The 26,694-nt window shown below is 40.5% G+C and carries 28 protein-coding genes; 5 read left to right on the top strand and 23 right to left on the bottom strand.

All coding sequences use genetic code 11. The features are described from left to right. Positions 1–47: 47 nt before the first annotated feature. From QZ995_RS00810 to QZ995_RS00800, 3 genes are all read right to left on the bottom strand, one after another. A complete protein-coding gene (locus tag QZ995_RS00810; protein WP_301801836.1) occupies positions 48–584 on the bottom strand; it encodes a hypothetical protein in 537 nt (178 codons plus the stop codon). A gap of 106 nt (positions 585–690) precedes the next feature. After that, a complete protein-coding gene (cls, locus tag QZ995_RS00805; RefSeq protein ID WP_301801834.1) occupies positions 691–2,136 on the bottom strand; it encodes a cardiolipin synthase in 1,446 nt (481 codons plus the stop codon). An 850-nt stretch (positions 2,137–2,986) separates the two neighbouring features. After that, complete coding sequence (locus QZ995_RS00800) at positions 2,987–3,877, bottom strand: LysR family transcriptional regulator (protein WP_301801832.1); 891 nt, start codon at positions 3,875–3,877, stop codon at positions 2,987–2,989. 141 nt (positions 3,878–4,018) lie between these two features. Between QZ995_RS00800 and QZ995_RS00795 the strand changes: the two genes are divergently transcribed. After that, the gene (locus QZ995_RS00795) at positions 4,019–4,975 is read left to right on the top strand and encodes a DMT family transporter (RefSeq protein ID WP_301801831.1); all 957 of its coding nucleotides are present in this window, start codon (positions 4,019–4,021) and stop codon (positions 4,973–4,975) included. A 132-nt stretch (positions 4,976–5,107) separates the two neighbouring features. Here the strand turns inward: QZ995_RS00795 and QZ995_RS00790 are convergent, their stop codons facing one another. Continuing rightward, complete coding sequence (locus QZ995_RS00790; protein WP_301801829.1) at positions 5,108–6,049, bottom strand: alpha/beta hydrolase; 942 nt, start codon at positions 6,047–6,049, stop codon at positions 5,108–5,110. Positions 6,050–6,203: 154 nt separating this feature from the next. Between QZ995_RS00790 and QZ995_RS00785 the strand changes: the two genes are divergently transcribed. Further along, complete coding sequence (locus QZ995_RS00785; protein ID WP_301801827.1) at positions 6,204–6,587, top strand: hypothetical protein; 384 nt, start codon at positions 6,204–6,206, stop codon at positions 6,585–6,587. A 52-nt stretch (positions 6,588–6,639) separates the two neighbouring features. Here QZ995_RS00785 and QZ995_RS00780 read toward each other — a convergent pair whose 3' ends face one another. The 4 genes from QZ995_RS00780 to QZ995_RS00765 form a co-directional block, all read right to left on the bottom strand. Then, positions 6,640–7,401, bottom strand: coding sequence for a hypothetical protein (locus QZ995_RS00780; RefSeq protein ID WP_301801826.1), 762 nt, complete (start codon positions 7,399–7,401; stop codon positions 6,640–6,642). Between the two features lie 131 nt (positions 7,402–7,532). After that, positions 7,533–7,736: an aspartyl-phosphate phosphatase Spo0E family protein gene (locus QZ995_RS00775; RefSeq protein ID WP_003339057.1), complete on the bottom strand. Its 204-nt coding sequence runs from the start codon at positions 7,734–7,736 to the stop codon at positions 7,533–7,535. 177 nt (positions 7,737–7,913) lie between these two features. Beyond that, positions 7,914–8,135, bottom strand: coding sequence for a hypothetical protein (locus tag QZ995_RS00770; protein WP_301801820.1), 222 nt, complete (start codon positions 8,133–8,135; stop codon positions 7,914–7,916). Continuing rightward, complete coding sequence (locus QZ995_RS00765) at positions 8,132–9,451, bottom strand: helix-turn-helix domain-containing protein (protein WP_301801818.1); 1,320 nt, start codon at positions 9,449–9,451, stop codon at positions 8,132–8,134. Before QZ995_RS00765 ends, QZ995_RS00770 begins: the two co-directional genes overlap by 4 nt. Positions 9,452–9,666: 215 nt before the next feature. Here QZ995_RS00765 and QZ995_RS00760 point away from each other — a divergent pair, with 215 nt between their 5' ends. Continuing rightward, positions 9,667–9,921, top strand: a complete 255-nt coding sequence (locus QZ995_RS00760; RefSeq protein WP_301801816.1) for a YciI family protein — start codon at positions 9,667–9,669, stop codon at positions 9,919–9,921. 181 nt (positions 9,922–10,102) lie between these two features. Here QZ995_RS00760 and QZ995_RS00755 read toward each other — a convergent pair whose 3' ends face one another. Further along, positions 10,103–10,582, bottom strand: a complete 480-nt coding sequence (locus QZ995_RS00755) for a MarR family winged helix-turn-helix transcriptional regulator (protein WP_301801814.1) — start codon at positions 10,580–10,582, stop codon at positions 10,103–10,105. A gap of 203 nt (positions 10,583–10,785) precedes the next feature. Here QZ995_RS00755 and QZ995_RS00750 point away from each other — a divergent pair, with 203 nt between their 5' ends. Next, entirely contained in the window at positions 10,786–12,240 is a 1,455-nt protein-coding gene (locus QZ995_RS00750) for an NADP-dependent glyceraldehyde-3-phosphate dehydrogenase (protein ID WP_301801813.1), read from the top strand. 119 nt (positions 12,241–12,359) lie between these two features. Here QZ995_RS00750 and QZ995_RS00745 read toward each other — a convergent pair whose 3' ends face one another. From QZ995_RS00745 to QZ995_RS00690, 12 genes are all read right to left on the bottom strand, one after another. Continuing rightward, entirely contained in the window at positions 12,360–13,184 is an 825-nt protein-coding gene (locus tag QZ995_RS00745) for an aldo/keto reductase (protein ID WP_301801811.1), read from the bottom strand. Between the two features lie 219 nt (positions 13,185–13,403). Beyond that, complete coding sequence (locus tag QZ995_RS00740; protein ID WP_301801809.1) at positions 13,404–14,000, bottom strand: hypothetical protein; 597 nt, start codon at positions 13,998–14,000, stop codon at positions 13,404–13,406. Positions 14,001–14,322: 322 nt separating this feature from the next. Continuing rightward, positions 14,323–15,966: a hypothetical protein gene (locus QZ995_RS00735; protein WP_301801807.1), complete on the bottom strand. Its 1,644-nt coding sequence runs from the start codon at positions 15,964–15,966 to the stop codon at positions 14,323–14,325. A gap of 92 nt (positions 15,967–16,058) precedes the next feature. Beyond that, entirely contained in the window at positions 16,059–16,556 is a 498-nt protein-coding gene (locus QZ995_RS00730; RefSeq protein ID WP_301801805.1) for a phage tail protein, read from the bottom strand. An 878-nt stretch (positions 16,557–17,434) separates the two neighbouring features. Continuing rightward, positions 17,435–18,034: an undecaprenyl-diphosphatase gene (locus tag QZ995_RS00725; protein ID WP_301801804.1), complete on the bottom strand. Its 600-nt coding sequence runs from the start codon at positions 18,032–18,034 to the stop codon at positions 17,435–17,437. Positions 18,035–18,085: 51 nt separating this feature from the next. Beyond that, a complete protein-coding gene (locus QZ995_RS00720) occupies positions 18,086–18,820 on the bottom strand; it encodes an ABC transporter permease (RefSeq protein ID WP_301801803.1) in 735 nt (244 codons plus the stop codon). After that, complete coding sequence (locus tag QZ995_RS00715; protein WP_301801801.1) at positions 18,813–19,733, bottom strand: ABC transporter ATP-binding protein; 921 nt, start codon at positions 19,731–19,733, stop codon at positions 18,813–18,815. The genes QZ995_RS00720 and QZ995_RS00715 overlap by 8 nt, the downstream gene beginning before the upstream one ends. A 91-nt stretch (positions 19,734–19,824) precedes the next feature. Further along, entirely contained in the window at positions 19,825–20,862 is a 1,038-nt protein-coding gene (locus QZ995_RS00710) for a sensor histidine kinase (RefSeq protein WP_301801798.1), read from the bottom strand. Continuing rightward, a complete protein-coding gene (locus QZ995_RS00705; protein WP_301801796.1) occupies positions 20,852–21,565 on the bottom strand; it encodes a response regulator transcription factor in 714 nt (237 codons plus the stop codon). Before QZ995_RS00705 ends, QZ995_RS00710 begins: the two co-directional genes overlap by 11 nt. A gap of 159 nt (positions 21,566–21,724) precedes the next feature. Beyond that, a complete protein-coding gene (locus tag QZ995_RS00700; protein WP_301801794.1) occupies positions 21,725–21,862 on the bottom strand; it encodes a hypothetical protein in 138 nt (45 codons plus the stop codon). Between the two features lie 14 nt (positions 21,863–21,876). Continuing rightward, the gene (locus QZ995_RS00695; RefSeq protein ID WP_301801792.1) at positions 21,877–23,160 is read right to left on the bottom strand and encodes a helix-turn-helix domain-containing protein; all 1,284 of its coding nucleotides are present in this window, start codon (positions 23,158–23,160) and stop codon (positions 21,877–21,879) included. Between the two features lie 349 nt (positions 23,161–23,509). Beyond that, positions 23,510–23,695: a hypothetical protein gene (locus QZ995_RS00690; protein WP_437124702.1), complete on the bottom strand. Its 186-nt coding sequence runs from the start codon at positions 23,693–23,695 to the stop codon at positions 23,510–23,512. Positions 23,696–23,749: 54 nt separating this feature from the next. Between QZ995_RS00690 and QZ995_RS00685 the strand changes: the two genes are divergently transcribed. Further along, complete coding sequence (locus tag QZ995_RS00685; RefSeq protein ID WP_301801790.1) at positions 23,750–24,145, top strand: hypothetical protein; 396 nt, start codon at positions 23,750–23,752, stop codon at positions 24,143–24,145. Between the two features lie 87 nt (positions 24,146–24,232). Here QZ995_RS00685 and QZ995_RS23940 read toward each other — a convergent pair whose 3' ends face one another. Next, on the bottom strand, positions 24,233–25,396 hold the full coding sequence (locus tag QZ995_RS23940) for a hypothetical protein (protein ID WP_301801789.1): 1,164 nt from the start codon (positions 25,394–25,396) through the stop codon (positions 24,233–24,235). Between the two features lie 236 nt (positions 25,397–25,632). Then, complete coding sequence (locus tag QZ995_RS00675) at positions 25,633–26,658, bottom strand: acyltransferase family protein (RefSeq protein ID WP_437124701.1); 1,026 nt, start codon at positions 26,656–26,658, stop codon at positions 25,633–25,635. Positions 26,659–26,694 lie beyond the last annotated feature (36 nt).

Below are 26,694 nucleotides of genomic sequence, written 5' to 3'. Positions count from 1 at the left end.
ATAACTTCCTTAGTCATTTCAAGCATCTTTTTATTTTCCTATTGCCGTCATGGATTATGAATTGCATTGTATTCCTCAATCAGCGGATTTGCATCATAATCCCGAGCTATCTTCCATTGCTCGCCCTCTTTTACCAAATCCATCTGTCCATTCGTTTTTATGACTTTATTCTGCTTACCGTCAGCATAAGTTAATTCCAGCTCCATGTTATAATGGTAAGTTATTTTGTCCATTTCCTCGGCGGCTTTCTCCATAGTCAGCTTTTTGAGCTTGATGTTAGCTTGCCTCCCTCTGGCCACCTCAGAGCTAAGCGATTGTTCACGGTTCCCTACATACAATTCAAAGGCTTTTTCAGTTAGATAGGGTTTAACCGCATCGTTCTTTGCTGCAAGTTCAGTCACATTCATCTTTTGCACATCTTTTTCAGTCTTGAAATCTCCAATCTCATACTGTGCTTTCTTAAAATTCATAGCGATTTCCAAAGCCTGCTGTTCCATTGTAGAAGTAGAACTAGAGGTTGAACAGCCTTGAACGAGCAAAAACATCATCATTACAACCATACCTGTAATTTTGAAACGCCCCATTAGCATCACCTCCCATGCTTTATATTTTATCAATCTCAGATCATTTTTTCCATTTTTTGCACAAAGAGCGTGTCCCTTTTAATCAGATGACACGCCCGTAATTCGCCTATAAAATAGGAGATAATAACCGTGCAATCGACTCCTGAAAACGGAGTAGACGTGGACGATTATTGTATTCTTCTAGCGTCAGCTCAGTGCAATGAGAAATATCCTGCAAAAAGATTTCCTCCAGTTTTCTTGAAGTTTGACTGTCGTAAATAATTGCATTCACTTCAAAGTTTAGCTTGAGACTGCGAATATCTAGGTTAGCTGTACCGACAGTTGCTAAATTGCCGTCCACCATCATTGTTTTTGCATGCAAAAATCCCTTTTCATATAGATAACAACGCGCTCCTGCCCCTAACAACTCACCTATGTATGAAGAAGATGCCCACTGAACCAATCGATTATCTGAGCGTTTCGGAATCATGATCCTTACATCAATGCCCGAAAGTACAGCGATTTTCAAATCGTTTAATAAGCTTTCATCTGGTACAAAATACGGTGTTTGCAGATATAGACTCTTTTTCGCAGAATGAATCATTTTTAAATAATTGTATTGAATACGCTGATATCTGGAAGTAGGGCCACTTGTGACTATCTGTAGGGCAACCTTTCCAGCCCCCCTCCATTTCGGAAAATGCTCCTCTGTGTAAAGAATGTTTTGACCTGATGCCAGATTCCAGTCAAGCAAAAAAGTGATCTGTAACGACGAGACTGCTAGCCCCTCTATTCGAAGGTGCGTGTCTCGCCAATCCCCTAGCACTTGATCTAGGCCAAGATACTCATTCCCTACATTAAAACCACCGACAAAGCCAATTTTACCATCCACAACGGCGATTTTTCGGTGATTACGATAATTCAAACGAAAATTAAGATAAGGGATAGGGGAAGAGAAAAAGACCGCCACTTCTCCCCCTGCCTGCTTTAATTCGTCAAAAAAATTCTTTTTGATGCCAAGCGAGCCAATATCATCATATAATACTCGGACTTTTACTCCTTGCTTTGCTTTTTTTACAAGGAGATCAACTAATCGAGCTCCCAGAGCATCCTGACGGAAGATATAGTACTGCAAATGAATGTGATCCGTAGCCTGCTCCAAGCTGGCAAATAAGGCTTTAAACTTTTCCTTCCCGCTTGTGTATATCTCTACTTCATTGTCCTGGGTAAGTAAGGTCTTATTAGTGGTCACATTCATATAGACGAAATCACGATAAGTCTCCACCGAGGCATCCTGATAAACAAGCTTATCCTGCTGAAGCTTCTGTTTTTGCCATCTGACCATATCATTGAGGGTTTTATTTTCCCGCTGATTGATTCGATACAATTTACGCCCACTTAAATTGCGGCCCATAATCACGTATATGAAAAAGCCCAAACCAGGAATAAAAAATAGAACCAAAATCCAAGCCCAGGTAGCCGTGGCATTGCGTCGCTCCAAAAAGATGAGTGCCATTGCTAGGAAAATGTTAATGACAGATAAACCGAGATAAATTTGGCTGATGGGCCCCATGTACAGTTAACACCCCGCTGACTCTTACATTCCTTTATGTTCTAACTTATATAAGGGTTTATGTATCATTTCTATTTTATCATGTCATTCCTATTCCAGCATGTATGGAAAAAAGAAGCGCCCAATTCATGAGCGCCTCTCACAACCTTCTAGCAGACAATTCTGCAACGACGTCTTCTTCTGTGGTGTCTATGGTGTCTGCGGTGATGTCTGTGGTGTCTACGATGGTGTCTATGGTGTCTTCTGTGTCTTCTACGTCTTCTTCTTCTCAAGTCGCGAAGAGCGCGTCTTAGGAAACGTTTTGCGCGACGGATATTTCTTCTCGCTCTACGAACATCTCTGTTACTGACTCTTCTGTGTCTGCGTCTTCTTCGTCTGTGACATGATGACATAACTTGATCACCTCTACTTGTAGTTTTGGGGAACGGTGGAGATGATTGCAATCTCCTAGACACTTCCAAAACTTAAACAATATCCCCACTAACATACAATGCAAGAGGTATGAGCTTCGATACAGACAGATATGCTGGGTCAAAAGCCTAAATTTACTTCTACCCAGTTATCTTTCAATGGTGCCACCTATCAATGAAAATAGGCCTAGTCAAAAGCATAGATTTATTAGCAGGCGAATGAACATACATCCGTTTGTATAGATAGCAAAAATCAAATTTCTACTAAAAATATCAAATTGTGGTTTAAACCTTAAAATAACCTTAATAACATAAAGCTATTCTTAATTATTACGTTTTTTTATTGTTTTTATCTGATTTCCTTATATAATTTGCCATAGGTTGCAATTCTGTCAAAATAAAATTTTGCATTTCTTCTCACAAATAACGTTCGCCATACGTTATTTTTTTTTATGCATGGAGATTTGCTCCCGATGCTGTTCATGAAACTGATCAATTTGCTGTAAAAAACAGCGCATGGTATTTGTCAGAAAGGAGTCTTTTCTGCGGATGAATACTGTTGTTACCTGATTATATCCCTCAGGCAATGTAAAATGACGTATGTTTCCTTCCGAATGTAATCGCAACACCGTTGATTTTGGCACAAGTGAAACGCCAAGTCCTGACTCTACTACTGCTAAGATCGTTTCCAACGTGCCAAACTCCATTATTTTGGTAGGCGTGATCCCTTGTGTTGATAACCACTGAGTCAATCTCTCCCGATACCCGCAGCCTGATCGGAATACAAGGAGCGGCTTGCTTTTACATCCCTCTAATGTAAGAATACCTTTTCCAGCCACTAACACAAGCTCTTCCTCCATGACATGCTCCTGTACAATATCTGGATGCTGTATAGGTCCGCTTACAAAAGCCCCATCTAACTGATATTGCAGTACATCGCTTACCAGATGTTGCGTAACTCCTGATACTAAAGATAAATCGACCCGTGGGAACTTTTTGTGATAAGACGACAAGATGATAGGCAGCGCCGAAACGGTCTCAACCGAGCCAATCAGCAATGGCCCAGATGGGTCCTCGCTGGTTTGAAAGGACTGCTGCATCTCTTCCATTAGCGCCAGCATTTTTTGGGCATAGCCTAACAGCTTGCGCCCGTCTTCATTCAGCGTCACGCCTCGACGGTGCCGATAAAACAGCGATGTTCCTAGTTCCTTTTCCAGCTGCTGAATCCGAGCCGTGACATTTGATTGAACATAATTTAAGCGTTTGGCGGCCTGGCTCACACTACCTTCCTCGGCTACTATTTGAAAAATACGCAGATCGCTTATTTCCATTCTCTCTTCCTCTTTCTACACCTTACATTTGATATCAATTATAATGATGACTAATATCAATTTCAATCATTTTACATGATAGTGTTTTCGACATATGATGTTCAACGTAAGATTTTTTAGAGAGAGAAAGGTAGAGAGAAAATGAAGACAGACAACATCATGAGGGGAGCCTTCCTCTGCTTGGTAGCCAGTGTAGCTTGGGGAGCTATGTTTCCGGTTGCAGAAAGTGCATTTGAATTTATTGATCCATTTTATTTCTCTGTTATTCGCTATTCTGTTGTTTCCCTCATTTTACTTGGTTTATTAGTCTGGAAAGAGGGTTTAAAAGCCTTACGTCTGGAAGGCCGTGGATGGTCCTTGTGGTTTTTTGGGACAATGGCTTTCACCTGCTATAATTTATTAGTATTTTGGGGACAAAATCAATTAGGGACCTCAGGGGTCATTTTGGCCTCCGTCATGGAAGCATTGATGCCAATGCTGTCTGTGCTGGTTCTATGGATTTATAAATCAAATAAACCAAAACCGTTTACGATTGGTTGCATCGCAGTAGCTTTAGTAGGGGTATTTATGGTAATTACAAAAGGAGATGTAAAAGCCTTTTTAATTGGTGGAAGCAGTATTTTCGCTGTTCTACTTATCTTCATCGGTGTGCTAGGATGGGTAATCTACACAATTGGAGGCAATCACTTTACTGCATGGTCCGTTTTACGCTACTCCACATTAAGCTGCGTTCTGGGCACCTTCACTTCGGGATTAGTGGTTCTATCTCTAACTGGATTACATATTTTACATGTGCCTACCACGACCTCAATCCTAGCTGCTAGCAATGAACTTGCTTTTATGATTATTTTTGCTGGCGTGGTTGCTTTGATTAGTTGGAACGCTGGAATAAAGCTGTTATCACCAATTAACGGAACCTTATTTATCAACTTTGTACCTGTTACAACATTTATCATTTCGGTTATGCAAGGCTATAACATGACTATTTATGATGTAGGCGGCACAATGCTCATCATCACAGCCTTAGTATGCAACAACATGTATCAACGCAAGCAAGCAAAAGAGCTAGTGCCTGCACGGGCATCTGCAGTAAAATAAACCTGTTTTGCTCCGCTATACTCTTTTACATCTTCTATATCTAAAAAAATTCCCCTCGAATGCTTTGCTAAGACAGCAAAAGACAATCGAGGGGATTTGTGCATAACCAAAAAGCAATAACCTAGTAACTGTTTAACCACGAATACGCTCCACCTGTTTATTGAGCCATTCTAAGCAATCCTGCATCACTTCCTCGCGATTTATGTCATTTAACAGCTCATGTCTACCTTCTGGGTATAATTTATAAGACATTTGCTGCAATTGTAGCTCCTCATACCTTTCTATAAGCTTGCGAACTCCTTTGCCTCGCATTCCTACAGGATCCTGATCACCCGCAATAATGAAGACAGGCAGGTCTTTCGGTATTCGTTGCAGATATGGCTCCTGGTGAATCTCGCGCAGCATTTTAAAAAAGTCGCGATAAAAGCTGGCAGTCGATACCCCGCCACAGTAAGGATCGTCAATAAATTTATTCACTTCATCCGGGTCTCTGCTCAGCCAATCAAACTGCGTACGCGGTGACTGAATATGACGATTAAAGCTACCAAAAGCTACGGAATCGATCCATCTACTGCGGTATTGATCCCCACGAATAGCTGTAATTAACTTGGTGATCCCTAATCCCGCAAGTAATTCTACTCCCCGACTGCCATTACTGCCTGATAAAATAATTCCGTCTATCAACTGTGAAAATTCATACATATATTTTTGGCCCAAAAATGAACCCATACTGTGCGCAAACAAAAACAACGGCTGATTCGGCTGTTCATCATGAATGATCTGACTAAGCTGAGCCATATTATTGACCATCCATACAAATCCATCGCGTCCCACATACCCCAATTTCTCGATACTGCCTGCTGTTTTACCATGTCCGCGATGATCATTTGCATACACCACATAGCCTGCATCTGTTAAAAATCTAGCAAATCGTTCATATCGTTTGGCTGTTTCAGTCATGCCATGAGCAATTTGCACAACTCCCTTTACTTCTTCCTGATTGTCAGGAGACCAATGATAAACAAAGAGGGTAAAGCCCTGTTTATCCGTAAAGGTAAAGGTCCTTGATCTCATAACTGATCCTCCTTCCTATATCTTTCTCACTACAACTAGTGTATCAGGTTTTTAGGGTAGGCGAAATTGAATACGGTGAAGCCAATAAGCTGTTATGATCGGTTAATATTTTGACCATACTGAAAAGCAAAACGATGAAAAGGAGCACTCCGCCATGGCACATTTTCAATTTGTCTGGGATGATCCTCTTGTGAAGACCCATCCACAAATCTGGCAGGGAAATCGCTACCAAATTACTATCGAGCCTTACGAGGACCACTCCTATTTATCATTGTGGGAAAACGGACAAATCGTTCGTTGGATCGATCCGTCAGGCCCTGCTTTTCATTATCAATCATTACATTTTCTACCTTTTTCATCACAAGTGTTAGCCTGGGGGGAACAAACGGTTACCAAAGGTGTAAAGCCCTGCCTTCATTGTCGGAGATACCACTTATTAGATTCCCTTGCAGCAAGAAAAATGCATCCTTATCCTCCACTATGTCGCAACTGTCGCAGTGCATCTCTTATAACCAAATCCTACTCTACTTTTCATTAGCTTTATCAATAAAGCAGAAAAAGAGAGGAGACAACGTCCTCTCTTTTTGGTGTTACTTTGATCCCTTATGCTGAAGTCCATTCTTATTTTCCCATTTTTTATTCAATATCTTTTCGATCTTGCCGTTAACCTTGAGCTTAATTTCATCTGCCTTTTCCTTAGAAAGATGGCCATCCTCTACAGCTTTCTCAATACGCTCCATATATGCTTTTTGTAAAAGAGCTGCCACTGCCTGCTTAGAAACTCCTTGGCTTTGGGCAATCTCATTTAGAGATTTTCCACTTATCCAAGTCATTTTCAATTGCTCCCTGTCCATTTTTAACAACGTAAGAAGCTCCTGATTCTCCCACGGTGCTAGCTTTCCTCTCCTGATATGCTTTCTCTTCTCATCACGAAAGGTACCTTCTACAAGGCGAGTTGCTTTTTTCGTAGCATGCTCCTTTACTTTCTCAGCACGTTCCTTCGTCATGCTGCCATTCTTTACTGCTTCATCGAGCTTGGCAATGTGTTGCATTTTAAGCAGTTCGATCACTTTTGCTTTATCGACACCGCGACTATTAGCTATGTCTGCCAAACTTTTTCCTTTGTTTAATTCAGTAAGCAATTGCTCTCTAGATAGATGTAATAGGGATTGCAGTGCAGAGTTATCTATGAAGTGGTTTCGATGCATAATCTCAGCAGGAAGGGGGACAGGGGCAGCCACAAAATAAATCGCACTAGTTGGTAGCATTTCGTGCGTTGCATCGGCAGAGCTTGCGCTAAAAAGGAACGCAGTAGCAGTAAGTATCAAACCCCAGGAAGCTTTATATAGCATAAACAAAAACATCCTCTCTAAGAATCAGTAATGGTCATTGAAACAATCCCATCATCTGGGTTCTTAGTTAGGAATGTGGAATTATCAGCAAAAATATACGATATTTCAGCTTTGATTTTTCATGAAAGGGATCAACAGTGCTCTCTCTCTTCCATTTGTCTACTCTTCTTATACTGCTGAAAGCGTTGACTTTGCAGTTGGAGCACGTATTCATCCAGTTCCTTGCTTAAAGCCACAACCGTTGGATGAGAAAAACTACCTTTCTCTTGAACTAGAACAACCAGTTGTTGTTGCAATGTGATGACCATGTCTTTGATGGGAGGGGCATGCTTCAATATTCCGCTCACCTTATCTCACAAACCTTTCTCCAGCAAATTAAAATTTTATATAATGATAAAGTAACGTGATAAGTTACAGGTGTTTTCCATTTTTTTATCACTTTTTCTTAAAATAGAAGAAAAAGAGCTGCCACCCAATGTCATGAGCGACAGCAACAACTAATTTCCATTTTTCTATTTTGGTCTAGCTCCGTTATCACAAATTCTTCCCTGCTCTGTGTCATGATTGTGTTTTTCAGTGCTATTCTCAGTACAGTTGTTATCTCTCTCTTTATCATTGTTTTCAAGCTCTGTACCGCTGCTGTAATCAATCGGCTTAGCACCATTGTCAGCTAGTGCCGCTGTTGGGATTGTAAGCGCCATTACTAGTCCAATAACGATCAACACTTTTTTCATGCGAATTGACCCTCCTTCCATTCTTTTAACAGATTCCAATAGAGACGCTGTTGTTCTTGAGTTGCATGAATTCTATGTGTTTCAAACATGTAAAGCAACTCTCCTAGTTCTTGTTGCTTATGAAGAGAGAGTGCTTTATTTATTGCTTTTAACAATTGATCGATTCCCTCTTTATACAAAGCTAGCTCGAAATACATTTGAGAGGCAACCTGAAAAAGATTAAACCGATATTTGTTAATTAATATATTTTCCTCAGGGGCTAAACGCTTGGCAAACATCTCAAAAATATAACGTGCTAACAGTGCTCTATTCGCATCTAATAGCTTCCTTATTACAATCGACAGACCTGATTCTCGCTGATCCTGCTGAGATAGCCAGCTTACATAGGTCAGGAGGTTGTCCAAGTCACCCGAGGTAATTTCGATCATCATCCGGTTTCCGTATCCGACATTCTGAAACGGTTTATACTTGGAATACAGATCGGTTAGACGCATAGCCTCCTGATAGTCCTCTGTTTCCTTTAGGGCAAAGCTTTTAATCATCAGACAGTGATTATAAATGTCAATATTCTGATCCTTTGCCAGCTTCTCTAAGATATCGGCATAATGCAGTACCTTTTCCCAATCGCTTGCAATATAAAAATACATCATTACTCGATCATAGGCTTTGATTTTTTCCTGTAGGGGCAATCGATTAATGACAGATAGCAGCATTACTAATTTTTCATAAGATTCTTTTACATCAAAACGCATAATATAAAAAATTCGAAAATAGCAAATGGCTAATTGCTCCGAATGATAGTCAGCTTCATTGTTTACATAATAATTATAGAGAAAAAGAGCTTGCTGATACTCTGATTCCTTATAAGTGGGAACTCCGGGATATTTTAGCTCGGCTTGTTCAAAAATAGATTCCGCAATCGTATAAATAACATCGAGCTTTTTATTATCCTGCTCCAACAGCATTTCTAACAGCTGAAACGCTATATCGTACTTCCCAACCTCTAGGCAACGCCTTAGAAATTTTTCATATTTGTCCTTAATAAATACCAAATGGACACTTTTGTGCCGCTGTTCAATGCATTCTCCAAAAAACAGATGATAAAAAGCCCCTTCTTCCAATTCAAATACTACGGTCAATTTGTCTAAGCTCTCCAGCGTAAACGAATGATTACCATTAATGGCCTTGGTAAATCCGCTTCTTTCAATGGAAATCAGCTGGGCTGTTTCCGCTTGCGTCAATCTTTTTTGTTTCATATGCTTGCGGATCGTATCGCGTAATTCCTCACGCGTCCATTCCAGTTCGGAACGAAACACTGTTCATCCCCCCCAGCTCTCTTTTCCTCCAACATAAATCTACTAACTTAGCCTTAATTTTACAGTATTTTACATGATTTCGCTACCTTTTTGATACATCAAACCTGCATCCAAGGTTTCTTTGTATCTATAAAAAATGAAGCCGTTAACATCGCAAACTCTGTTGAATTTTGATACAATAAAAAGAAAACCTGTTAGCTAAAGGAGATTTCAAAATGGCTCACTTCGCTGCAATTTTACATATGAAAAACCCAGAGAAAAATCAGGAATTTCGCCCTCATCATCTTGAATATCTCGAAAAGCTAAAAGCAGAAGGCAAAATCTTTGCGAAAGGGCCTTTTGCCGATGGTTCAGGCGGGATGGTAATCTATATTGCTGATTCATTAGAGGAGGCTGCACAGATAGCTGAATCTGATCCTTATGTAGTAGAAGGTGTACGCCGTCTGGAATTGCATCAATGGAATATCTAGGAAACGCTATAAAGAAAAACCGCTCAGCAGTTGCTTGGGCGGTTTTTGTGTAGGTCCATAGGTAACAAAAAACAAATGTACATGTAGATGAGGGTTCTTTATTATTCACGGGTTGCTTTTAGACCGCTTACATCTTGTTAAAGTTCATATAGCTTTTTTGGTAAGCTTGTTTTCCTGCCACTTACTCTTTGTCAGCATCAATGCAGCAGTACGTTTTGTTTTTATTTAATTCATGGATGCGTTCTAGCATCGCTTGCATCTGTTCTAGTAACGGTCCAAATTCCTCCATAGAGATCGCCGTACTTTCCACTAAGGCATTTTTAATCCCATCCGCTCTGCTTTGAAGCTGTTTCCCCTTCTCCGTAATTGTAATATTGACGGTTCGCTCATCAGTGGTAGAGCGCTCCCTTTTGACTAGCTCCATGGCTTCCAGTCTTTTTAGCATCGGTGTCAACGTACCTGAATCCAAATAAAGGAGCTGCCCTAGCTGCTTTACCGTACAGGAGTGCTCGTCCCATAAAATTAAAAGCACTAAATATTGTGGATAGGTGAGTCCCATTTCTTCTAAATGCGGGCGATACAACCGACAAATCTCACGAGAACAGGCATAAATCGAAAAACATAGCTGTTGATCTAGCGCTAGCATTTTCTTGTTATTCATGATTTGTCTCCCCTCTTTTTACACTTCCAATTCAATTGTATACAATTTAGTTTTTGACAAATTAATCTTATGTCAAATATAATGGACGTGTCAATTGATTAACAGACAATTGACCTTGTTAATAAAGTGGTTCAATTTGTACATTAACACATTTTTGGTATCAATGTACCAAAATATTCAATACATCATGGAGGGTACAGACTATGACTACAACAGCAGCACCTGCACATATGCAATTACCTTACTATATCAATGGTGAGTGGAGAAAAAGCTCCTCTAACGAAACCGTTAAAATATATTCCCCGTATAAAGACGGAGTCGTTGGCGAGGTACAAGCCATCACTCGCGAAGAAGTAGACGAAGCCATCAAATTAGCGGCTGAGGCACAAAAAGCTTGGGCTGAATTAAGCATTCGTGAACGTGCTTCCTATCTGTATAGATGGATTGATGAGCTTTTGGCTATGAAGGACGAAATTGCCGATATCATGATGCAAGAGGTGGGTAAAACTTTTGCTGATGCCCAAAAGGAAGTGGAACGCTCTGCGGATCTCATTCGCTACAACATTGAAGAAGCTATTCATATGTACAACGAAAGCATGAGCGGTGAAAACTTTCCTGGTGGTTCAAAACAAAAAATCGCTATTGTTGAACGTGTTCCACTTGGTGTCGTTTTGGCTATTTCGCCATTCAACTACCCGGTTAATCTGTCTTCAGCTAAAATTGCACCAGCATTGATGATGGGTAATGCCGTAATCTTCAAGCCTGCAACACAAGGAGCCTTGAGTGGCATCAAAATGATTGAAGCCCTACACAAAGCAGGAATTCCGAAAAACATTGTAAATGTAGTAACCGGACGTGGCTCTGTGATTGGTGATTATTTGGTTGAGCATAAAGGAATCAATATGATTACCTTTACAGGCGGAACAGCGACTGGTTATCACATCGCAAGCAAAGCAAAAATGGTACCGCTTGTGATGGAGCTTGGCGGTAAAGATCCTGCTATCGTGCTTCCAGACGCTGATTTAAAATTAGCAACGGGTCAAATTATCTCAGGCGCCTTCTCCTATTCCGGTCAACGCTGCACCGCCATCAAACGGGTGCTAGTTCAGGACGAAGTAGCTGATCAGCTAACGGATATGCTAGCAGCAGAAGTAGCTAAGCTATCGATCGGCTCTCCTGAAGACAAAGCAACTGTCGTGCCTGTAATCGACACGAAATCTGCTGATTACATTCAAGGTCTCATTGATGATGCGATCGAAAAAGGTGCTAAAGTTTTGACTGGCAACAAGCGTGAGGGCAATTTGATTCATCCAACCCTGTTGGCAGACGTAACGCTTGATATGCGTGTGGCATGGGAGGAGCCATTCGGTCCTGTTCTGCCAATCATCCGAATTAAAGACGCAGAAGAAGCGATTGAGATTGCAAACAAGTCCGAGTTTGGACTTCAAGCAAGCGTCTTTACGAATGATATTAACAAAGCATTCCATGTGGCCAAAAAGCTAGAAACAGGCTCCGTGCAAATTAATGGACGTACAGAACGCGGTCCAGACCACTTCCCATTCATTGGAGTAAAAGGTTCTGGTGTAGGCGTACAGGGTGTACCAAAAAGCCTGCAATCCATGACACGTGATAAAGTTACGGTCTTGAACTTACAATAATAAGCGCCGCATTTTGACAATCTCCTTTCATCAGGCGCATACTAAAAACGCCTCTTTTTGATGAAACCTGCTCATCAGAAGAGGCGTTTTTTGCTTACCTGATATTAATTACATCAGGCTTAAAAGAATTCGTCTGGGTTGGGACCAAAACGTTGATTTTGATTCAGATCATTGATTCGGCCCATATCTTCATCTGACAATTCAAAGTCAAACAAAGCTGCATTCTCCTTAATACGATGCTCTTTAACCGACTTTGGAATAATAACAACACCATTTTGCAAATGCCAACGAAGCACGATCTGAGCTGGTGTTTTTTCGTATTTTTGTGCCAATTTAGCCAAAACAGGATGATCTAAATTTCCTTGCATCAATGGGCTCCAAGCTTCGACCTGGATATTGTTCTGTTTACAATATGTAAGCAATTCCTTCTGGGTCAAAAGCGGATGCAATTCGATCTGATTCACCATCGGCTTCACTTGTGCTGACTTCAGCAATTCTTCCAAATGATGCTTGTGGAAATTGCAGACACCTATTGCACGCACCTTTCCATCCTTGTATAGCTTCTCTAATGCCTTCCACGTATCTACATATTTGTCTGTACCCGGCCAATGGATTAAATACAAGTCAAGATAGTCCAGACCAAGCTTTTTCAAGCTTTCATCAAAAGCAGCTAGCGTCGTATCGTAGCCCTGATCGCTATTCCATACCTTAGTCGTTATAAATAATTCTTCACGGGGAACCCCAGCTTCGGCAATTGCTTGGCCAACCCCTTCTTCATTCTTGTAGATCATAGCAGTATCAATACTTCTATATCCGTGCTGAATTGCTGTTTTCACTGCGTGAACAACCTGAGCTCCATCATCTACTCTCCATACACCAAGACCAATCCAAGGCATTTTCACTCCATTTTGGAGTACTGTACAATCTGCGAGATGTTTAATCACTGCTGTTCCCCTCCTCAGCTTTTTTAAAAGTGCTGTATGTAACAGCAACAGTTTCATTGTAGCATGTAAAGAATCTGTTTATCACCTATTGTGTGTGTTACCTTCTATATTTTGATACAGTGCAACATGTTTCTCCTAATTCCATAGCCCCAAAAAAAAGAACCCATCTATCATGTAAACGGGTTCTTGCAAGTTGTTTTATTCGTCAAAACGTAACTATTATTTAGAAATTAGTTTGGTTAATTCTGTTGTCTCAGTTAAACGAATAGGTTTGTCGGTATAGGTTTTACCATCTTCGCTATAATACATTCTGTCACTATCGTTTCCAGAGAAGATAAAGATATCGCTCTTAGAAGTAACCTTAACCGTAGTATTTACTTTCTTGTCGCCTTGTTTTTCTTTGGCCACAATTTCATACTCTACTGGCTGATCATATACATATTCAATCGCTAAACCTAATTTGGTTGCTTTCTCAATGCTTAGCTCTGTTTCCTGGGTCGGAACGATTTCTCCCACGATACCTACACGTTTGTTTGTCAATTCAACAATTTTTTTGAAATCCGCATCTGTTGATTTTAAAGTCTTTTTGTTACCGTATTTATATACGTTAATCTGACTAGGTTCCGGTAAGCCTTTACTGTCCTTGATTGGTTCCCCTTTAAAATCATTATTAGTTTTTGTATCCACTGGTGCCGGTGCTGGTGCCCCTTCTGGGTTTACTTTAGTAGGTTCAGCTTTTTCTCCTGAGTTATTGGAGCAAGCGGTAAGCATAGCACATGCTAGTAGGACAAGCAGAGTCCCCTTCATTTTTTTCATCTTCCTCATCACCTTTCTTTGGACTGCAACTTTTGAAAGAAAGCTGCTGAATGAAACATGACTTCTATTTTAACATTATTAGCCTGTAATGTGTAACCATCCAAAAACTGCCTTCCGGATTATGTAATAAATTTTTTCTAGTTTTTTGGCTTGTTGATTCCGTTTATTTGATTTACCACAAAAAAAACCTTTGAATCAGAAAAATGCCTATTTCTAGTGACAGGCAACAGGATGATTAGAAGACAATTAAATCATCCTTCCATAAAAAATGATCCCAATGGAGATGGGATCGTCGTGATGGGTTTTGTAAATAAAGAATTGATTAGGAGACAATGAATAAATTTGCGGGAACTGGCACAATGGTTTGCAGTAGATGTCCGCTTTGTCCAGGTAATGCTACAACGGGAGGCTGACCAAGAATGGGTACACCGCCACCATTGCCCCCACTGCCACCGCAGGCTCCACCTCCGCCACCTACAAGGATATGACCGGTCATGCCAGCAGCATTACTTCCTCCTAGCCCTCCATTGACCAACAGGCTTCCGGTAATAGTAGGCAAGCTCGGGGAAATTAGGTGAATAATACCACCACCTCCGCCTCCTCCGCCTCCTTCACCATCTCCGCCATTGTTATTCCAGCCATTGGCTCCATTGCCTCCGCTCGCACTAATCGTACCCGCTACATTAATTGCGCCTTGTGCTGCTGAAACAATAATTCCACCCGCACCTCCACCCGTACCTGGAATTCCTTGGCCGACTGTTTGTGGATTTGTGCCGTTGCTACCATTAGCGATAATAAAAGCTCCGCTTGAGATCTGGATGTTTCCTTGAGCGAGTAAGACTAACGAGCCTCCTCCCTCGCCCCCAGTTCCTTGCAATACTCTGTTTCCTGCTCCTCCAGCATCCGGTTGCGGTAGCTTGATCTGAGCAGCTTGCAAAATACCAAGTCCAATTCCTCCATTAAACGGCCCAGCTTCCGCTAGCGATACGCCTGCATTTGGAGCACCATTGCCTGAATCCATGGCCCCAGGCAATACCAAAATAGCTCCTGTTACTACGATATTTGAAGTTGATTGTAATACGACACCGCTTGGAACAATTAACGTACCGTCAATGATAATGCTAGAAAACTGTAAATTTAAGCCTGCTGGGAGCAACGCCACTCCTGCTGGGGTACTTATATCTAATATTTGCCCCAAAGGTACAATAAGCGGGCCCGCTGAACCATCTCCAAAGACACCGATGGTTCCTGTTGCTCCTGTTGCCCCCGTGGCTCCTGTTGATCCCGTGACTCCTGTCGAGCCTGTAGCTCCGGTCGGTCCCGTGACTCCTGTCGGCCCCGTGGCTCCGGTCGCCCCGGTGGCTCCGGTCGAGCCCGTGACTCCTGTCGAGCCTGGTATTCCGGTCACCCCGGTGGCTCCGGTCACTCCGGTAACTCCTGTCGCTCCGGTGGCTCCTGTCACTCCGGTAACTCCTGTCGCTCCGGTGACTCCTGTCCCTCCGGTGACTCCTGTCGCTCCGGTGACTCCTGTCGCCCCTGGTGCTCCTGTCGAGCCCGTGACTCCTGTCGAGCCTGGTATTCCGGTCACCCCGGTGGCTCCGGTCGCCCCGGTGGCTCCGGTCGGCCCCGTGGCTCCGGTCGGCCCCGTGGCTCCTGTCACCCCGGTGGTTCCGGTCGGCCCCGTGGCTCCGGTCGGTCCCGTGACTCCTGTCGCTCCCGTGGCTCCTGTCACCCCGGTGGCTCCGGTCGGTCCCGTGACTCCGGTCGGTCCCGTGGCTCCTGTTGGTCCGATCGGTCCTGTTGCTCCGGTCGCCCCGGTGGCTCCCGTCGCTCCAGTGGCCCCTTGTTTTCCTCTCCTCATTATTTCCTTTTCTAATCTATCAATTTTTCTCTTTAATCTGCAAACTAAGCATATAAGCCCGTATCTTTTTTTACGAATATAGTATTTTCGCATATATTTGGACACGTTGTACGTCCCTCCTTTCCTGCGGTCGATACTAGTTGGAGGAAATTCCTCTAAAGAAGACTTACAATACGCATCTTAAAAATAGTAACGCGCTACGGCCTCGACGGAAAAATTCCCTGTAACGCTATACAATAATTAAGCACAAGAAATGGTTGCATATTATTGTGGGGCTGACTGTCTCCAGTAGAGCTAATTGCTGCAGGACTCATTGAAGTATTGGCAGATTGATTGTAGGCTAGATTGTCTGTCGCTGCCCAAACACTATTAGCCGGCAAAACTGTATTAGCGGCAGATATACTGCCCAAGGCCTGATGTGTATGGCTAGGCATTTCAGCAACAGTTAATGTATGAGTTACTTCTCCCCCAGTCAGCCCCATCGGAAAGCTGTCTGACCGATGGATTGCTACCCTTCCTCTTAAATCAGGCAATGCAAAGGTTGTAATGCCATTACCGCCGTATGTTGTCCCTAGCAAGGAAAACAATGCTTGATTCTGGTTAATTGCAAGTAATTGTCCGTCACAAAATGCCCATCCTACAGGAGCAAATGCAAATCCGAATAAACGGATTTCACCCAAAAATGGCTCAGCCATGTTTTTTTTCCTTTCCGCCTGTTGGCATTTTTCTATAATCTATGCAGACAATCTAATGTCCGTAATGACCTGAAGCCTATTCTTATTTGAGAAGTACAAACCTAAAATCATAAATCATTCGTTTTATGCCTAATTACCCCACTCTCATTTTCGTTTCATTTATCGGCATCAAAAAAGGCCGCTGCGAGGCGGCCGCCACTCTCTATTAACTTGTTACTGATGCTTTTGGACAACCTGACTTGTACGGGTTTTATCACATACATTCATTTCAATTTTACCCTGTATGCAATTTCGTAATTTATCTTTTCCGGCTTGTCTTGCCTTGTAGCAACTGGAACCATCATTTAATATTTAAACTTACCTCATGCTCTTTATTTCGGTTTAAAAATATGACCACATACTCCCCACAACATTTTTACCTTTTTTAGGAAATCTCGTGCTACCCTGTTGCCTTAGAGCTTGTCTGTCCCTTACACTAAGATAAGAGAGCGTTTTTTGCTTAAAACGAAGAGATGTTCCCTGGCTTTGGTCGGCGGAAGGGACCTCTCTTTTTTCATGCTCTTTTGATTTCTGGGAAGTTTTTTTCCCATCTGTAGGTTCATCTGCCCATACGAGTGCCATCTTGAAATCCTCCATTCTGTCTTGTGAGTTTCGCATTCCGTTAATTTTTACATACATGCTGGACAATACTTCCTCTGATAAATAAGATATTTTCTGTTTTATCTTTTTATTCTAAAGAATGTTCCGCTAAGAATATATCAATTGAAAATGTTGAAACGTATGACAAATTGTGTCATTATTCGACAATAAGCCATATTCTTAGTAAACCGCCTCCATTTCCATAAAAAAACCGCGGGATTAGCTCCGCGGTTTTTTGCTTAAAAATTCTTGGATTTGTTTTTGGCCGGCAAGAATTGTTGTTCTATCTTTTCATACAAAGCAAGTAGCCGTTGTATAAAAGCAAGCCTTGGCACAGCCCAATACACAAACATAGCCGAGACAATGCCTAATAATGCCCCTGTTATGACATCAACTGGATAATGAACACCTACCCAAACGCGAGAGAGTCCCACAAATACAGCGAGGACAAGCCATAGCCAGCCTTCTTTTTTACGCATAAACCAAAAAGAAGCACAAATGGAAAAGAACAAGATTGAATGATCACTTGGAAACGAATTATCAATCGCATGTTCAACAAGCTGATTGACATCCTGCAGTACCGCAAATGGCTGATAATGCGAATAGAAAAGTCCCGCTACTTTTCCAAGAATTTCAGCAAGGATGAAGGTAATCGCCGCTTGAATGACCATCATTCGATTTCTGCGGCTGCGAGTAAACCAATAAACGAGTAGACCCAATCCTAAAAAATACACCATATACTCTGCAATAAAAACCACACCTGGATTTAAAACAGCATACTGTTTCCCTAAATCATTAATGGCTCGAAAAACATCAATGTTTAACTCAGAAACATTCATTTTTGGCATTCCTCCTATTTAAATTGGTTAGCACGGCAAGAGAGACTACAATCAATGAACATCCACCTTGTTAAAATACATCATGGTTATAATGAATCCAAGGATCGATGTAAGCAAAATAGATAAATAGGAGTATACGGGAGCATATTCAGCAACAAACCGATTGATAGCCACTGCATGTACCGCTGAATAAGGAAACAATACCCGATATTCTGAATTTGCGAGTGCTACGTTTGCCATCGTGATAATGGCAGTAAATATAATCGTAGGAACATAATTTTTAAACAGAAAGGTTACAAGCATAGTCGGGGTTGACAAAAGAAACAGTAGAAATCCGCCCATGATATATTGTGAAAAGGATTGTATCAATAAAGCGGTACTTAAACCTTCAAATTGTCCAATAAATCCCAAAATCAAGGTCAGTCCCCAAGTCATTATTGTTAATAGCAAAATCCAAATCAACAGTAAAACTAATTTGCTTAGAATAAAGCTAGTTCTCGATACGGGTATGGTTAGCAGGTTCTTTAATGTATCTTCCACATACTCCCGATTAACAAGATAAGCAGTAATCACTCCATACAGAAGTGTTCCTATGAGCAGAAGTGTATACAAATTCGTATTGTAAAAGGCTTCTTGAAATTCAACAGAGGCATTCGGATTTTTCATCTTCATATTCAAAAATCCGATAAATACCATAATCGGGGCTGAAGCAGCTCCTATCATGCTGACAAAAAACATTTTTGCTCTCTTAAGCTTTAAAAGCTCAACATAAAGCAAATTACCCAATAGTCCCACCTCCAATTAACTTCGTGAAGTAATCCTCCAGCTTATCTTCGCTTATCGTAATCTTACTTACTTCAATACCGTTCTCTACAAACAGCCTGTTAATCTTTCCCTGTTGGCCAAAGTGAGAATAAACCCGGATAATTCCGTGCTCATGCACCCGGTAATCAGATATTTGAAGCTGATCCTCCATCAGCATCGCTGCTTTGGTATCATTAGATACCTGAAACTCAAGGTATTTCCGGTTTCGAGCTCTAAGCTCCTCAAAGGAGATTTCCTCAAGCAGCCTTCCCTCATGAATAATTCCTATCTGATCTGCCAGTTGTTCTACTTCTGATAAAATATGACTAGAAATCAAAATCGTTATATTTCTTTCTTGGGCTAGAGATTTAATCAGTCTGCGTATCTCTTTAATGCCAATCGGGTCTAAACCATTGGTTGGTTCGTCTAATAGCAACAGCTCAGGATGATGCAGAATGGCTCTGGCAATCCCTAAACGCTGCTTCATTCCCAATGAATATTTTCCGACCAGCTTTTTCGTTTCATGTTGAAGTCCAACGATCTCCAAGGCTTCCTCCATTGCATTTCTCTTATGAACACCCATGAGCTTTGCATTAATGAACAGATTTTCTCTAGCTGTTAAGTTTTCATAGAATCCAGAGGACTCCACAATAGAACCTACTCTTCTTAAAATCTCTTTCTTTTTTTTCAGTAAATTCTCCCCGAATATTTCAATCGTCCCCCGGGTGGGTTCTATTAATCCTAACAGCATGCGAATGGTAGTCGTCTTTCCTGCACCATTCTGACCGAGAAAACCATAAATCTGCCCCTGCCCTACATTCATCTGAAGGTTATTTACAACGATTTGCGTACCATATGCCTTTGTTAAATCCGTAGTTTTAATGATTACACTCATGTTGTCCCCCTGCCTATTAAACGATTATCACTAGCTGTTCATAGTTTCATGATAAGCAGACGAATTTAATTGCCTCTTAACTAGTTCTTAATTAATTCTTAAATTCCGTTCCATGCTTTTGCTTAGGAATAGAAAAGCCAAAGGTCGTTTTTATTTCCGGCTCGCTCTCGACCCATATCTTTCCTGAATGCTTTTCTACAAGGCTCTTAGCTATAGCCAGACCTAATCCACTGCCTCCATGTAACGAGTTTCTCGCACGATCTGTACGATACATCCTGTTAAATACATGAGGTATGTCTTCCCCAGAAATCCCTGCACCCTTGTCCCATATAGACAATTGGTACTCTTTGTCGGTCTCAGTCAATTCAACGCCCAGCACTTTCCCCTTTTTCCCATACTGCACAGCATTTTTGATCATATTATTCATAATTCGCAACAGACTCAGACGATCAGCCACGATCAGGCATTTCTCTTCAGGAATGCAGACCTTCAGCTCCATCTGATACTTTTTTAGCTCAGGCAAAAATTCAATTAATGATTCCCTAACCATTTCAGCAAAGTCGAGCAATTCTAGCTGTAAAGGGATTTCATCCGCATCTAATTTTGCCATATGGAACATTTCATCAATTACATGTTTCAAACCGCTCGATTTTTTTGAAATGATCTCCAGATATTCTCGTCTCTCCTTGTCTGAAGTAGCCACATTATCCTTTAGAGCATCAACATATCCAATCATAGAAGTAAGAGGAGTACGAATATCATGCGAAATACTTGATAAAAGACTTTTTCTGGCTGCTTTTGATTTTATCGCCTGAACTTGAACTTTTTCGAGCTGGTCAATTAATTCATTCATACAAAAAATCAATTCATTAAATAAGTAATCCTCATTAGCCAATAATCTTGTCCGGAAATTTCCATGAGTCGCACGTCTTAGCTCCGCAATCATCCTCTTTACTTTCGTCAGAAATTCAAGCCTAATGACAATAAGAAATCCTGTAATCACAAATAAAACAGTAAATAACCCACCTCTCAGGAAGCCTTCAGACAGTCCCTTTACATCTATAAATAGGAAGCATGTCATGATGATGAGCTGAAGGAGAAGAAGAAAGGTTATTTTGTCATATCTCATTTTTTTCACCTACAAACTTATATCCAATTCCCCAAACTGTCTGTATATACTTTGGTTCGGATGGATTAGCCTCTATTTTCATTCTAAGCTTTCGAATATGTACCATAACCGTATTGTCATCCTCTACGTATTCACTATTCCAAACCTGCCGAAAGAGCTGTGTCTTCGTAAAAACCTGTTCAGGATGGGAAGCAAAAAACTTCAGCAGTTCAAATTCCTTGGCTGTTAAGCTTATCTTTTCTCCAGCTAGATGTACGGTATATTTTTTAAGATCAATTGTTATGCCTTTAAACGTTATCAATGTGTTTTCATGAGAACGATCATCGCTCCCTAGTATTAGAAATCTTCTCATAATAGCTTTAACTCTAGCCACCACTTCATTTATACTAAAGGGCTTGGTAATATAATCATCTGCTCCCATACTCAGACCCAAAATTTTATCAATCTCATCATCCTTAGCAGTGAGCATTAGAATAGGAATGTTCGTTTTATTTCGAAGCCTTCTGCATACCTCAATACCATCAATCTTGGGCATCATTACATCTAAAATCATAAGGTTGTATTTCTTTTTTTCAAACATCTGAAGAGCTTCTTCTCCATTTACTGCCACATCAACCTGATACAACTCTCTTTCCAGATATTTGCGCAGTAAATCTCTAATTTCTTTTTCATCATCAACAATAAGTACCCGAATCTCTTCCATATTTTCACCCGCTTCTTATCTCTTCTTCGCATTATACCATCTCTGCTGACAAAGACTTTACTTTCGAGAGGACGAGAGATACTTCGTGGTGACATGATTTTTCAGCCAATAAAAAAGAGCGCATCATGACGATAGCGCTCTTATCGAAAATTCATCATATTAATGGCCAGGATCAACTACAGTTGGAATAACTTTTAAAGCAGTTATGTTTGAGCCCGTTGTTTTGTGTAAAGGAACCACATTCATCGCTACTAATAAAGTTAAGGATAATACCGTTGCAATAACCGTCTTTTTCACTCCATTTTCCTCCTCTAGTTACATTTTTTTCTCACAGCCCCATTATACACTTCATTTAATCTTTTTACATATTCAATATCGACTGACATTAAATTTTTTGCAAAATATTCAAAAATATGTTTCATACACTCTGTTAATTCCTGATAGGCATTCACTTTTTTAAATGTACCTAAACTTAACAGATAGCTTTCTTTTCCTTGCTCAAGGAATCCGCTTTCCATCATATAGTTCCCTTTAAATTGGTAGAACGTTCCGATTGAAATATGCTGATAGGGTGTTTGAGGATGATGAAGCATACATTCCTCTTCTTGGGTCAGCAATTCTGCAATAGATTCCATGTCTCTCATTTGAAAATAGACATCAAACAGTTCATTCGCCACATGTATTTTAAGATCCTTACTAACCTCAGCCAGACAATCCTTTAACATGGGAATCGCTGCATCAAACTGCTTCGTTTTTGCTTTCACAATAGCACGAGTAATTTTCGTAGCATCCGGGACAAAATGATACTGGTATTGCTCGAAAATATCCAAATGATGTTCTACTTCATCATAATTTTCTAAAAATAAGAGAGAGTTAATCATAGCTAGGTGTGCTCTCGCCTTTAACTCTGTTCCCGGGGTTTCTTCTTTCAGACCCAACTTACATAACTCGATGCATTCTGCAAATTTCTTGGTGTTATGAGCATGCAATGTCATTCTGAAATAAAAAGTTATTTTCTCTTCATCAGATAAAAAATCAACATAATATAATGATTCTTCTCCTACTTTAAACGATTCTTCCAGACGTTTCAAATCTTCTCTTTCAATTAAGTATTTTTGATATAATCCTTTGGCAATATACATGGGTACTCCATGGCCTCTAGCGTAGGTAATAATGATATTATAGAGGGTTAACCGAATGTCTGTATTCATGTTCTTGTTCGCAAGCCGGTACAAATGTTCCAATAATGTATATGTATCCTCCTGAGGAGACTCAAGAAGTTTATTTGCCACTTTAGTGATTAAGGAAAGGTTGGAAATTTCAATGGATTCTGATAAAAATAAATCCAGCATACTCACTCGTTGTTCCATTTCAATACAACATTCAATGATCTCCTCGCAAGGTATTTCTAAAACATCTGCGATCGGCTTTAAGGTTCGTAACTCTGGACGCTTCGTCTCACCACTTTCTATTTTGGAAATAACCCCCTTACTAACCCCAGTCACTCTGGATACCTCTGATAAACTGATGCCTAACTCTGTTCTTTTTGCTTTTATCAGCTCCCCGATTGTTTGGGTAGTTTTACTGTCGACCATATGAATCCCCTTCCTATATTAATAGAACGTAGCATTTTTTATTAATTTTAACCCTTCTGTATATTTCTGTAAATAACAATAAAAAATAATGGATTGATTAATGGTATTTTATTGTGCTCGAAGGATTATACCTGATAGATTCCATTCCTATGAAAGAAGTATAGAATTGATTTCGATTCACTAGTTATTATTCAGGAGGATTTTTGGGATAATACATGCGCTAACAAAATGTCCTGAAGCACGAAAAGGCTGCCGATAATCCCCCCGACAGCCTTTCATTTCATAGCACAAGCTAGTACATATTACGTAGGGTACATTCACTCTACTTTGACTGCTAAAAAGATATGTTCTACGTATACTCAAAACAAACCACCGCTTTTTTCAAATCCCGATCATAAAACAGATACAAGCAATCAGCTCCATAGGCTTGAAAATAAAAACCTGTCAGCGCACCAACATACGTAAAAGTACGTCCATCTGGTCTGATAGGAATATTGATGAGATTGGTATTTCCAAAGCTCTCCATTTCCTCCATGCTTACATCCAAGGAGATATTGATAATTTATCCAAACCTAATCACAATGGAGACATGTCGTTTATAAATTTTATCCCTTCCCTCTATTTTGAAGAGCTGCCGGCTAAATTAACTCTGCTATTTGATGGGATTACGGTGTTACACAAGAAAGAAGGAAGTAGCACTCTTTCCTTAACAGACAAATACCCCGCCGTGAAAACCTACTCGGATACAGAGATGCATATTAACCGTGTGTATTACGAAAATAATAAGCTCTATGTAGCTATCGCGGGAACGGAAGAATCAACCTTGTTTTCCATCGACGGTATAGAATCTGATAGTGAAACCTATAAAGATCATACCTTCATACGTTCCTTCCCTGTTCCGAAAAAAGCCTCCTATCAGATGAATGTATTTCGCCGCTTTGAAGAGGAACATAAATATAACGGCTCTATTCCAATCATCCAGTAGTGACAAAAACGACAAACCAAAAGCCAGATATTCCATATTCGGGACCTCTGGCTTTCGGTTCATTTGGTATAAGAATCCTTTATTCTGCTACTGCTTTAGCTCTGGTAGCAGCTTATAGACATGATATAAAATTTCTGTTCTCACCTTAACTAGTTCAGAATATGCATACAATGATTTCATTTTCGCGAACTTCTGCTGGCTTTCTGATGTTGTTTCATTTTGGCTAAAATCATGTAATGTAAACATGGTAAAGGTCTCTGCCCAGTCCTCTGCCACATTGGTTATGGCATATTCGGATACAAATTCCTGATGGTAGGCATCATAGAAGACCCGTTTAGCTGATGCATCGTTCTCTACATTCGTCTGTTTCCATTCTTTTTCATACATCGACCAGAATTGCTGATAAAATGTATTTAAATAGGAATCCTTTTTCGTACAGCCTTCGTTCACATGTAGACTGGCACACTTTACGTTATTTTTTGGCTGACTCTGACTCGACTGCGCTTTTGGTTTATCATGTTCTATGTAACTTTGCATCTGATCCTCTCCTAGCGAGATCAGGTGGGCAGTCTCATGGATCAGTTCTTTAACTAGCTGTGGATCGGCTTTACGGAAATCTAGGGCATCCATCTCCAGCCTCCATTTAGTAGAACTACCCTCTGATTGAATTAGATTCGCAAGGATATGCTGTTTCCCATCTGTCATGACCGTGAATTCTGCAAGCTGTTTGCGTTGCTCCTTAGGAACTAACGCCTTATAAAAGTTCCACATCTCTTGATGCAGCAGAGTATCCTTTTGCCATTTTTCAAGCTCCTCTCGCTTTAGTGCAGTTGCAGAAGAGTTTTTCCTCCATTTTTCGGTATCGAGCTTTTGCTTATACGGCTCTACTAATTCATCCTGTGCATTAATCTTGTAATTGATCAGCACGTGTGTTTCAATAGCATATTGTCTTTTTTCGCCGATGGATAAGCCTTTCTCGTTTGCTTCCGACTCCTCGTTTTTATCCTTCACATACTCTTCCATCGAAAAAAGCTCAGGTATATGTACACTGATTTCCTGAACCAGTCTATTGCCTAGCTCTATACAATCTTGCTCATCAGTACAAATGTTTTGTATGTCTGTTTTATTCATCGATTCTAGCTGTTTGGGTTCAGAGTAGGCTTGTTGGGCATGCTGTTCAACAGACTGACAGCCCAGCAATAATAGGAGCAAGAACGCGGACAGACAAGCTGCCACTTCTTTTTTATTCATGAAAACCTCCATGTATTTGTCTATGTTTTTGTCTTAGATGATATCCCGTCTGTCACAAGCAGAATGCACGTAGATACAAATCTGCTACTAAGAGGGGAAACAAAAATCACTTATCTATTATAAACGTTACGAATGAAACAAAAAAGAGACTATGAGTTTCGGGTTGAACATCAAAACCATACGCAAGCAAATAAAAAATGGTTGATGCAATCTGAATACATGCATCAACCATTTTTTTACATCGATCCTTCTATTTGCCTGACCTTGCGCCGTTTATGTGTCTCCATCAGGTTCATCATTTTAGACAAAAGCATGGAAATTCCAAAGGTAATGCAATAAATAATGACTAAATAAACCAGCGTATACCACGTGCTTTCAAAAATCCAGGCAATATCACCTAGATAACCTATCAGCGTCTTATTTACTATAATTGTAACAGCCGAGTGTGTCAGGTAGATGAAGAAGGTCAGGCCTTTGCGAAAGGTCAAAGGAATATACTCTGCCCAATCGAACAGAAAAAGTAAGCCAGTAAGCAACGTAACAAGAGTCGCTAGTACAAACCGCATATGAACAGCCACGTAGGTTGTTTCAGATAGTACAAACAATATACCACTAAATAAGGAGATTCCCGCAAAACCTACCAAAATAGGCTGATTATTCTTCATGAAGAGGATGATTTCTTCCCTGTACCAATATATGATATGCCCCAAATAGAATGTGAAAATCCAGGTCGGAAAAGCATGCCGTGTACTCAGTCCAAGCCAAGGCTGGTGTAAGTAATTAATATACACATATTGAAGTATCATAAACACCCAGATCAGCACAAGAATATTCTTTTTGTTAATAATATTCCTAAAAATGTAAGCGAATACATAATATTGGCACAGCATGAAAATAAAATAAAGCTGCCCGCCTGTTTTACCAAGTATGATGTTTAGAAAATCAGTTCCTTGTGAAGGGAGTTGTTCCGTTAACAAATAGTGATACAATACACCAAATAATAGGAACGGGATAACGATATAAGTAATCTTTCCCGAGAAAAAGCTCCAGCCACTCCCCTTTAATCGTTCCAGGGATCTTGCAGTAAAAAACCCAGTAATAATTGCTAAAAAAACAGTTCCATAACGGCTGATTTGATTTAAAGCGATAACCCAGAATGGATCAGTATAGTTGAGCACTAATGCGGTATAATGCCCAGCAAATACTAGAAATGATGAGAGCAACTGTAGTATAAACAACGATTTTACGATTCTCGAATCCATATACATATTAGTCTCCGATTTCTGTTTTTGTCTTTG

Origin of the sequence: Brevibacillus laterosporus (assembly GCF_030489605.1) — a bacterium.
GTDB classification, from domain to species: domain Bacteria; phylum Bacillota; class Bacilli; order Brevibacillales; family Brevibacillaceae; genus Brevibacillus_B; species Brevibacillus_B laterosporus_E.
The sequence above is the reverse complement of the archived record's forward strand: the minus strand, read 5'-3'. Positions and strand labels throughout refer to the sequence as shown.

Coding starts and splice junctions, on each gene's coding strand:
- QZ995_RS00780 (WP_301801826.1), bottom strand. CDS start 7,401: ATGCTATATAAAGCTTCCTGGGGTTTGATACTTACTGCTACTGCGTTC.
- QZ995_RS00685 (WP_301801790.1), top strand. CDS start 23,750: ATGTCGTTTATAAATTTTATCCCTTCCCTCTATTTTGAAGAGCTGCCG.
- QZ995_RS23940 (WP_301801789.1), bottom strand. CDS start 25,396: ATGAATAAAAAAGAAGTGGCAGCTTGTCTGTCCGCGTTCTTGCTCCTA.
- QZ995_RS00705 (WP_301801796.1), bottom strand. CDS start 21,565: ATGGAAGAGATTCGGGTACTTATTGTTGATGATGAAAAAGAAATTAGA.
- QZ995_RS00785 (WP_301801827.1), top strand. CDS start 6,204: ATGGCACATTTTCAATTTGTCTGGGATGATCCTCTTGTGAAGACCCAT.
- QZ995_RS00710 (WP_301801798.1), bottom strand. CDS start 20,862: ATGAGATATGACAAAATAACCTTTCTTCTTCTCCTTCAGCTCATCATC.
- QZ995_RS00740 (WP_301801809.1), bottom strand. CDS start 14,000: ATGAAAAAAATGAAGGGGACTCTGCTTGTCCTACTAGCATGTGCTATG.
- QZ995_RS00770 (WP_301801820.1), bottom strand. CDS start 8,135: ATGAAAAAAGTGTTGATCGTTATTGGACTAGTAATGGCGCTTACAATC.
- QZ995_RS00760 (WP_301801816.1), top strand. CDS start 9,667: ATGGCTCACTTCGCTGCAATTTTACATATGAAAAACCCAGAGAAAAAT.
- QZ995_RS00715 (WP_301801801.1), bottom strand. CDS start 19,733: ATGAGTGTAATCATTAAAACTACGGATTTAACAAAGGCATATGGTACG.
- QZ995_RS00795 (WP_301801831.1), top strand. CDS start 4,019: ATGAAGACAGACAACATCATGAGGGGAGCCTTCCTCTGCTTGGTAGCC.
- QZ995_RS00725 (WP_301801804.1), bottom strand. CDS start 18,034: ATGAATGTTTCTGAGTTAAACATTGATGTTTTTCGAGCCATTAATGAT.
- QZ995_RS00790 (WP_301801829.1), bottom strand. CDS start 6,049: ATGAGATCAAGGACCTTTACCTTTACGGATAAACAGGGCTTTACCCTC.
- QZ995_RS00755 (WP_301801814.1), bottom strand. CDS start 10,582: ATGAATAACAAGAAAATGCTAGCGCTAGATCAACAGCTATGTTTTTCG.
- QZ995_RS00690 (WP_437124702.1), bottom strand. CDS start 23,695: ATGGAGGAAATGGAGAGCTTTGGAAATACCAATCTCATCAATATTCCT.
- QZ995_RS00750 (WP_301801813.1), top strand. CDS start 10,786: ATGACTACAACAGCAGCACCTGCACATATGCAATTACCTTACTATATC.
- QZ995_RS00810 (WP_301801836.1), bottom strand. CDS start 584: ATGGGGCGTTTCAAAATTACAGGTATGGTTGTAATGATGATGTTTTTG.
- QZ995_RS00675 (WP_437124701.1), bottom strand. CDS start 26,658: ATGGATTCGAGAATCGTAAAATCGTTGTTTATACTACAGTTGCTCTCA.
- QZ995_RS00800 (WP_301801832.1), bottom strand. CDS start 3,877: ATGGAAATAAGCGATCTGCGTATTTTTCAAATAGTAGCCGAGGAAGGT.
- QZ995_RS00730 (WP_301801805.1), bottom strand. CDS start 16,556: ATGGCTGAGCCATTTTTGGGTGAAATCCGTTTATTCGGATTTGCATTT.
- QZ995_RS00695 (WP_301801792.1), bottom strand. CDS start 23,160: ATGGTCGACAGTAAAACTACCCAAACAATCGGGGAGCTGATAAAAGCA.
- cls (WP_301801834.1), bottom strand. CDS start 2,136: ATGGGGCCCATCAGCCAAATTTATCTCGGTTTATCTGTCATTAACATT.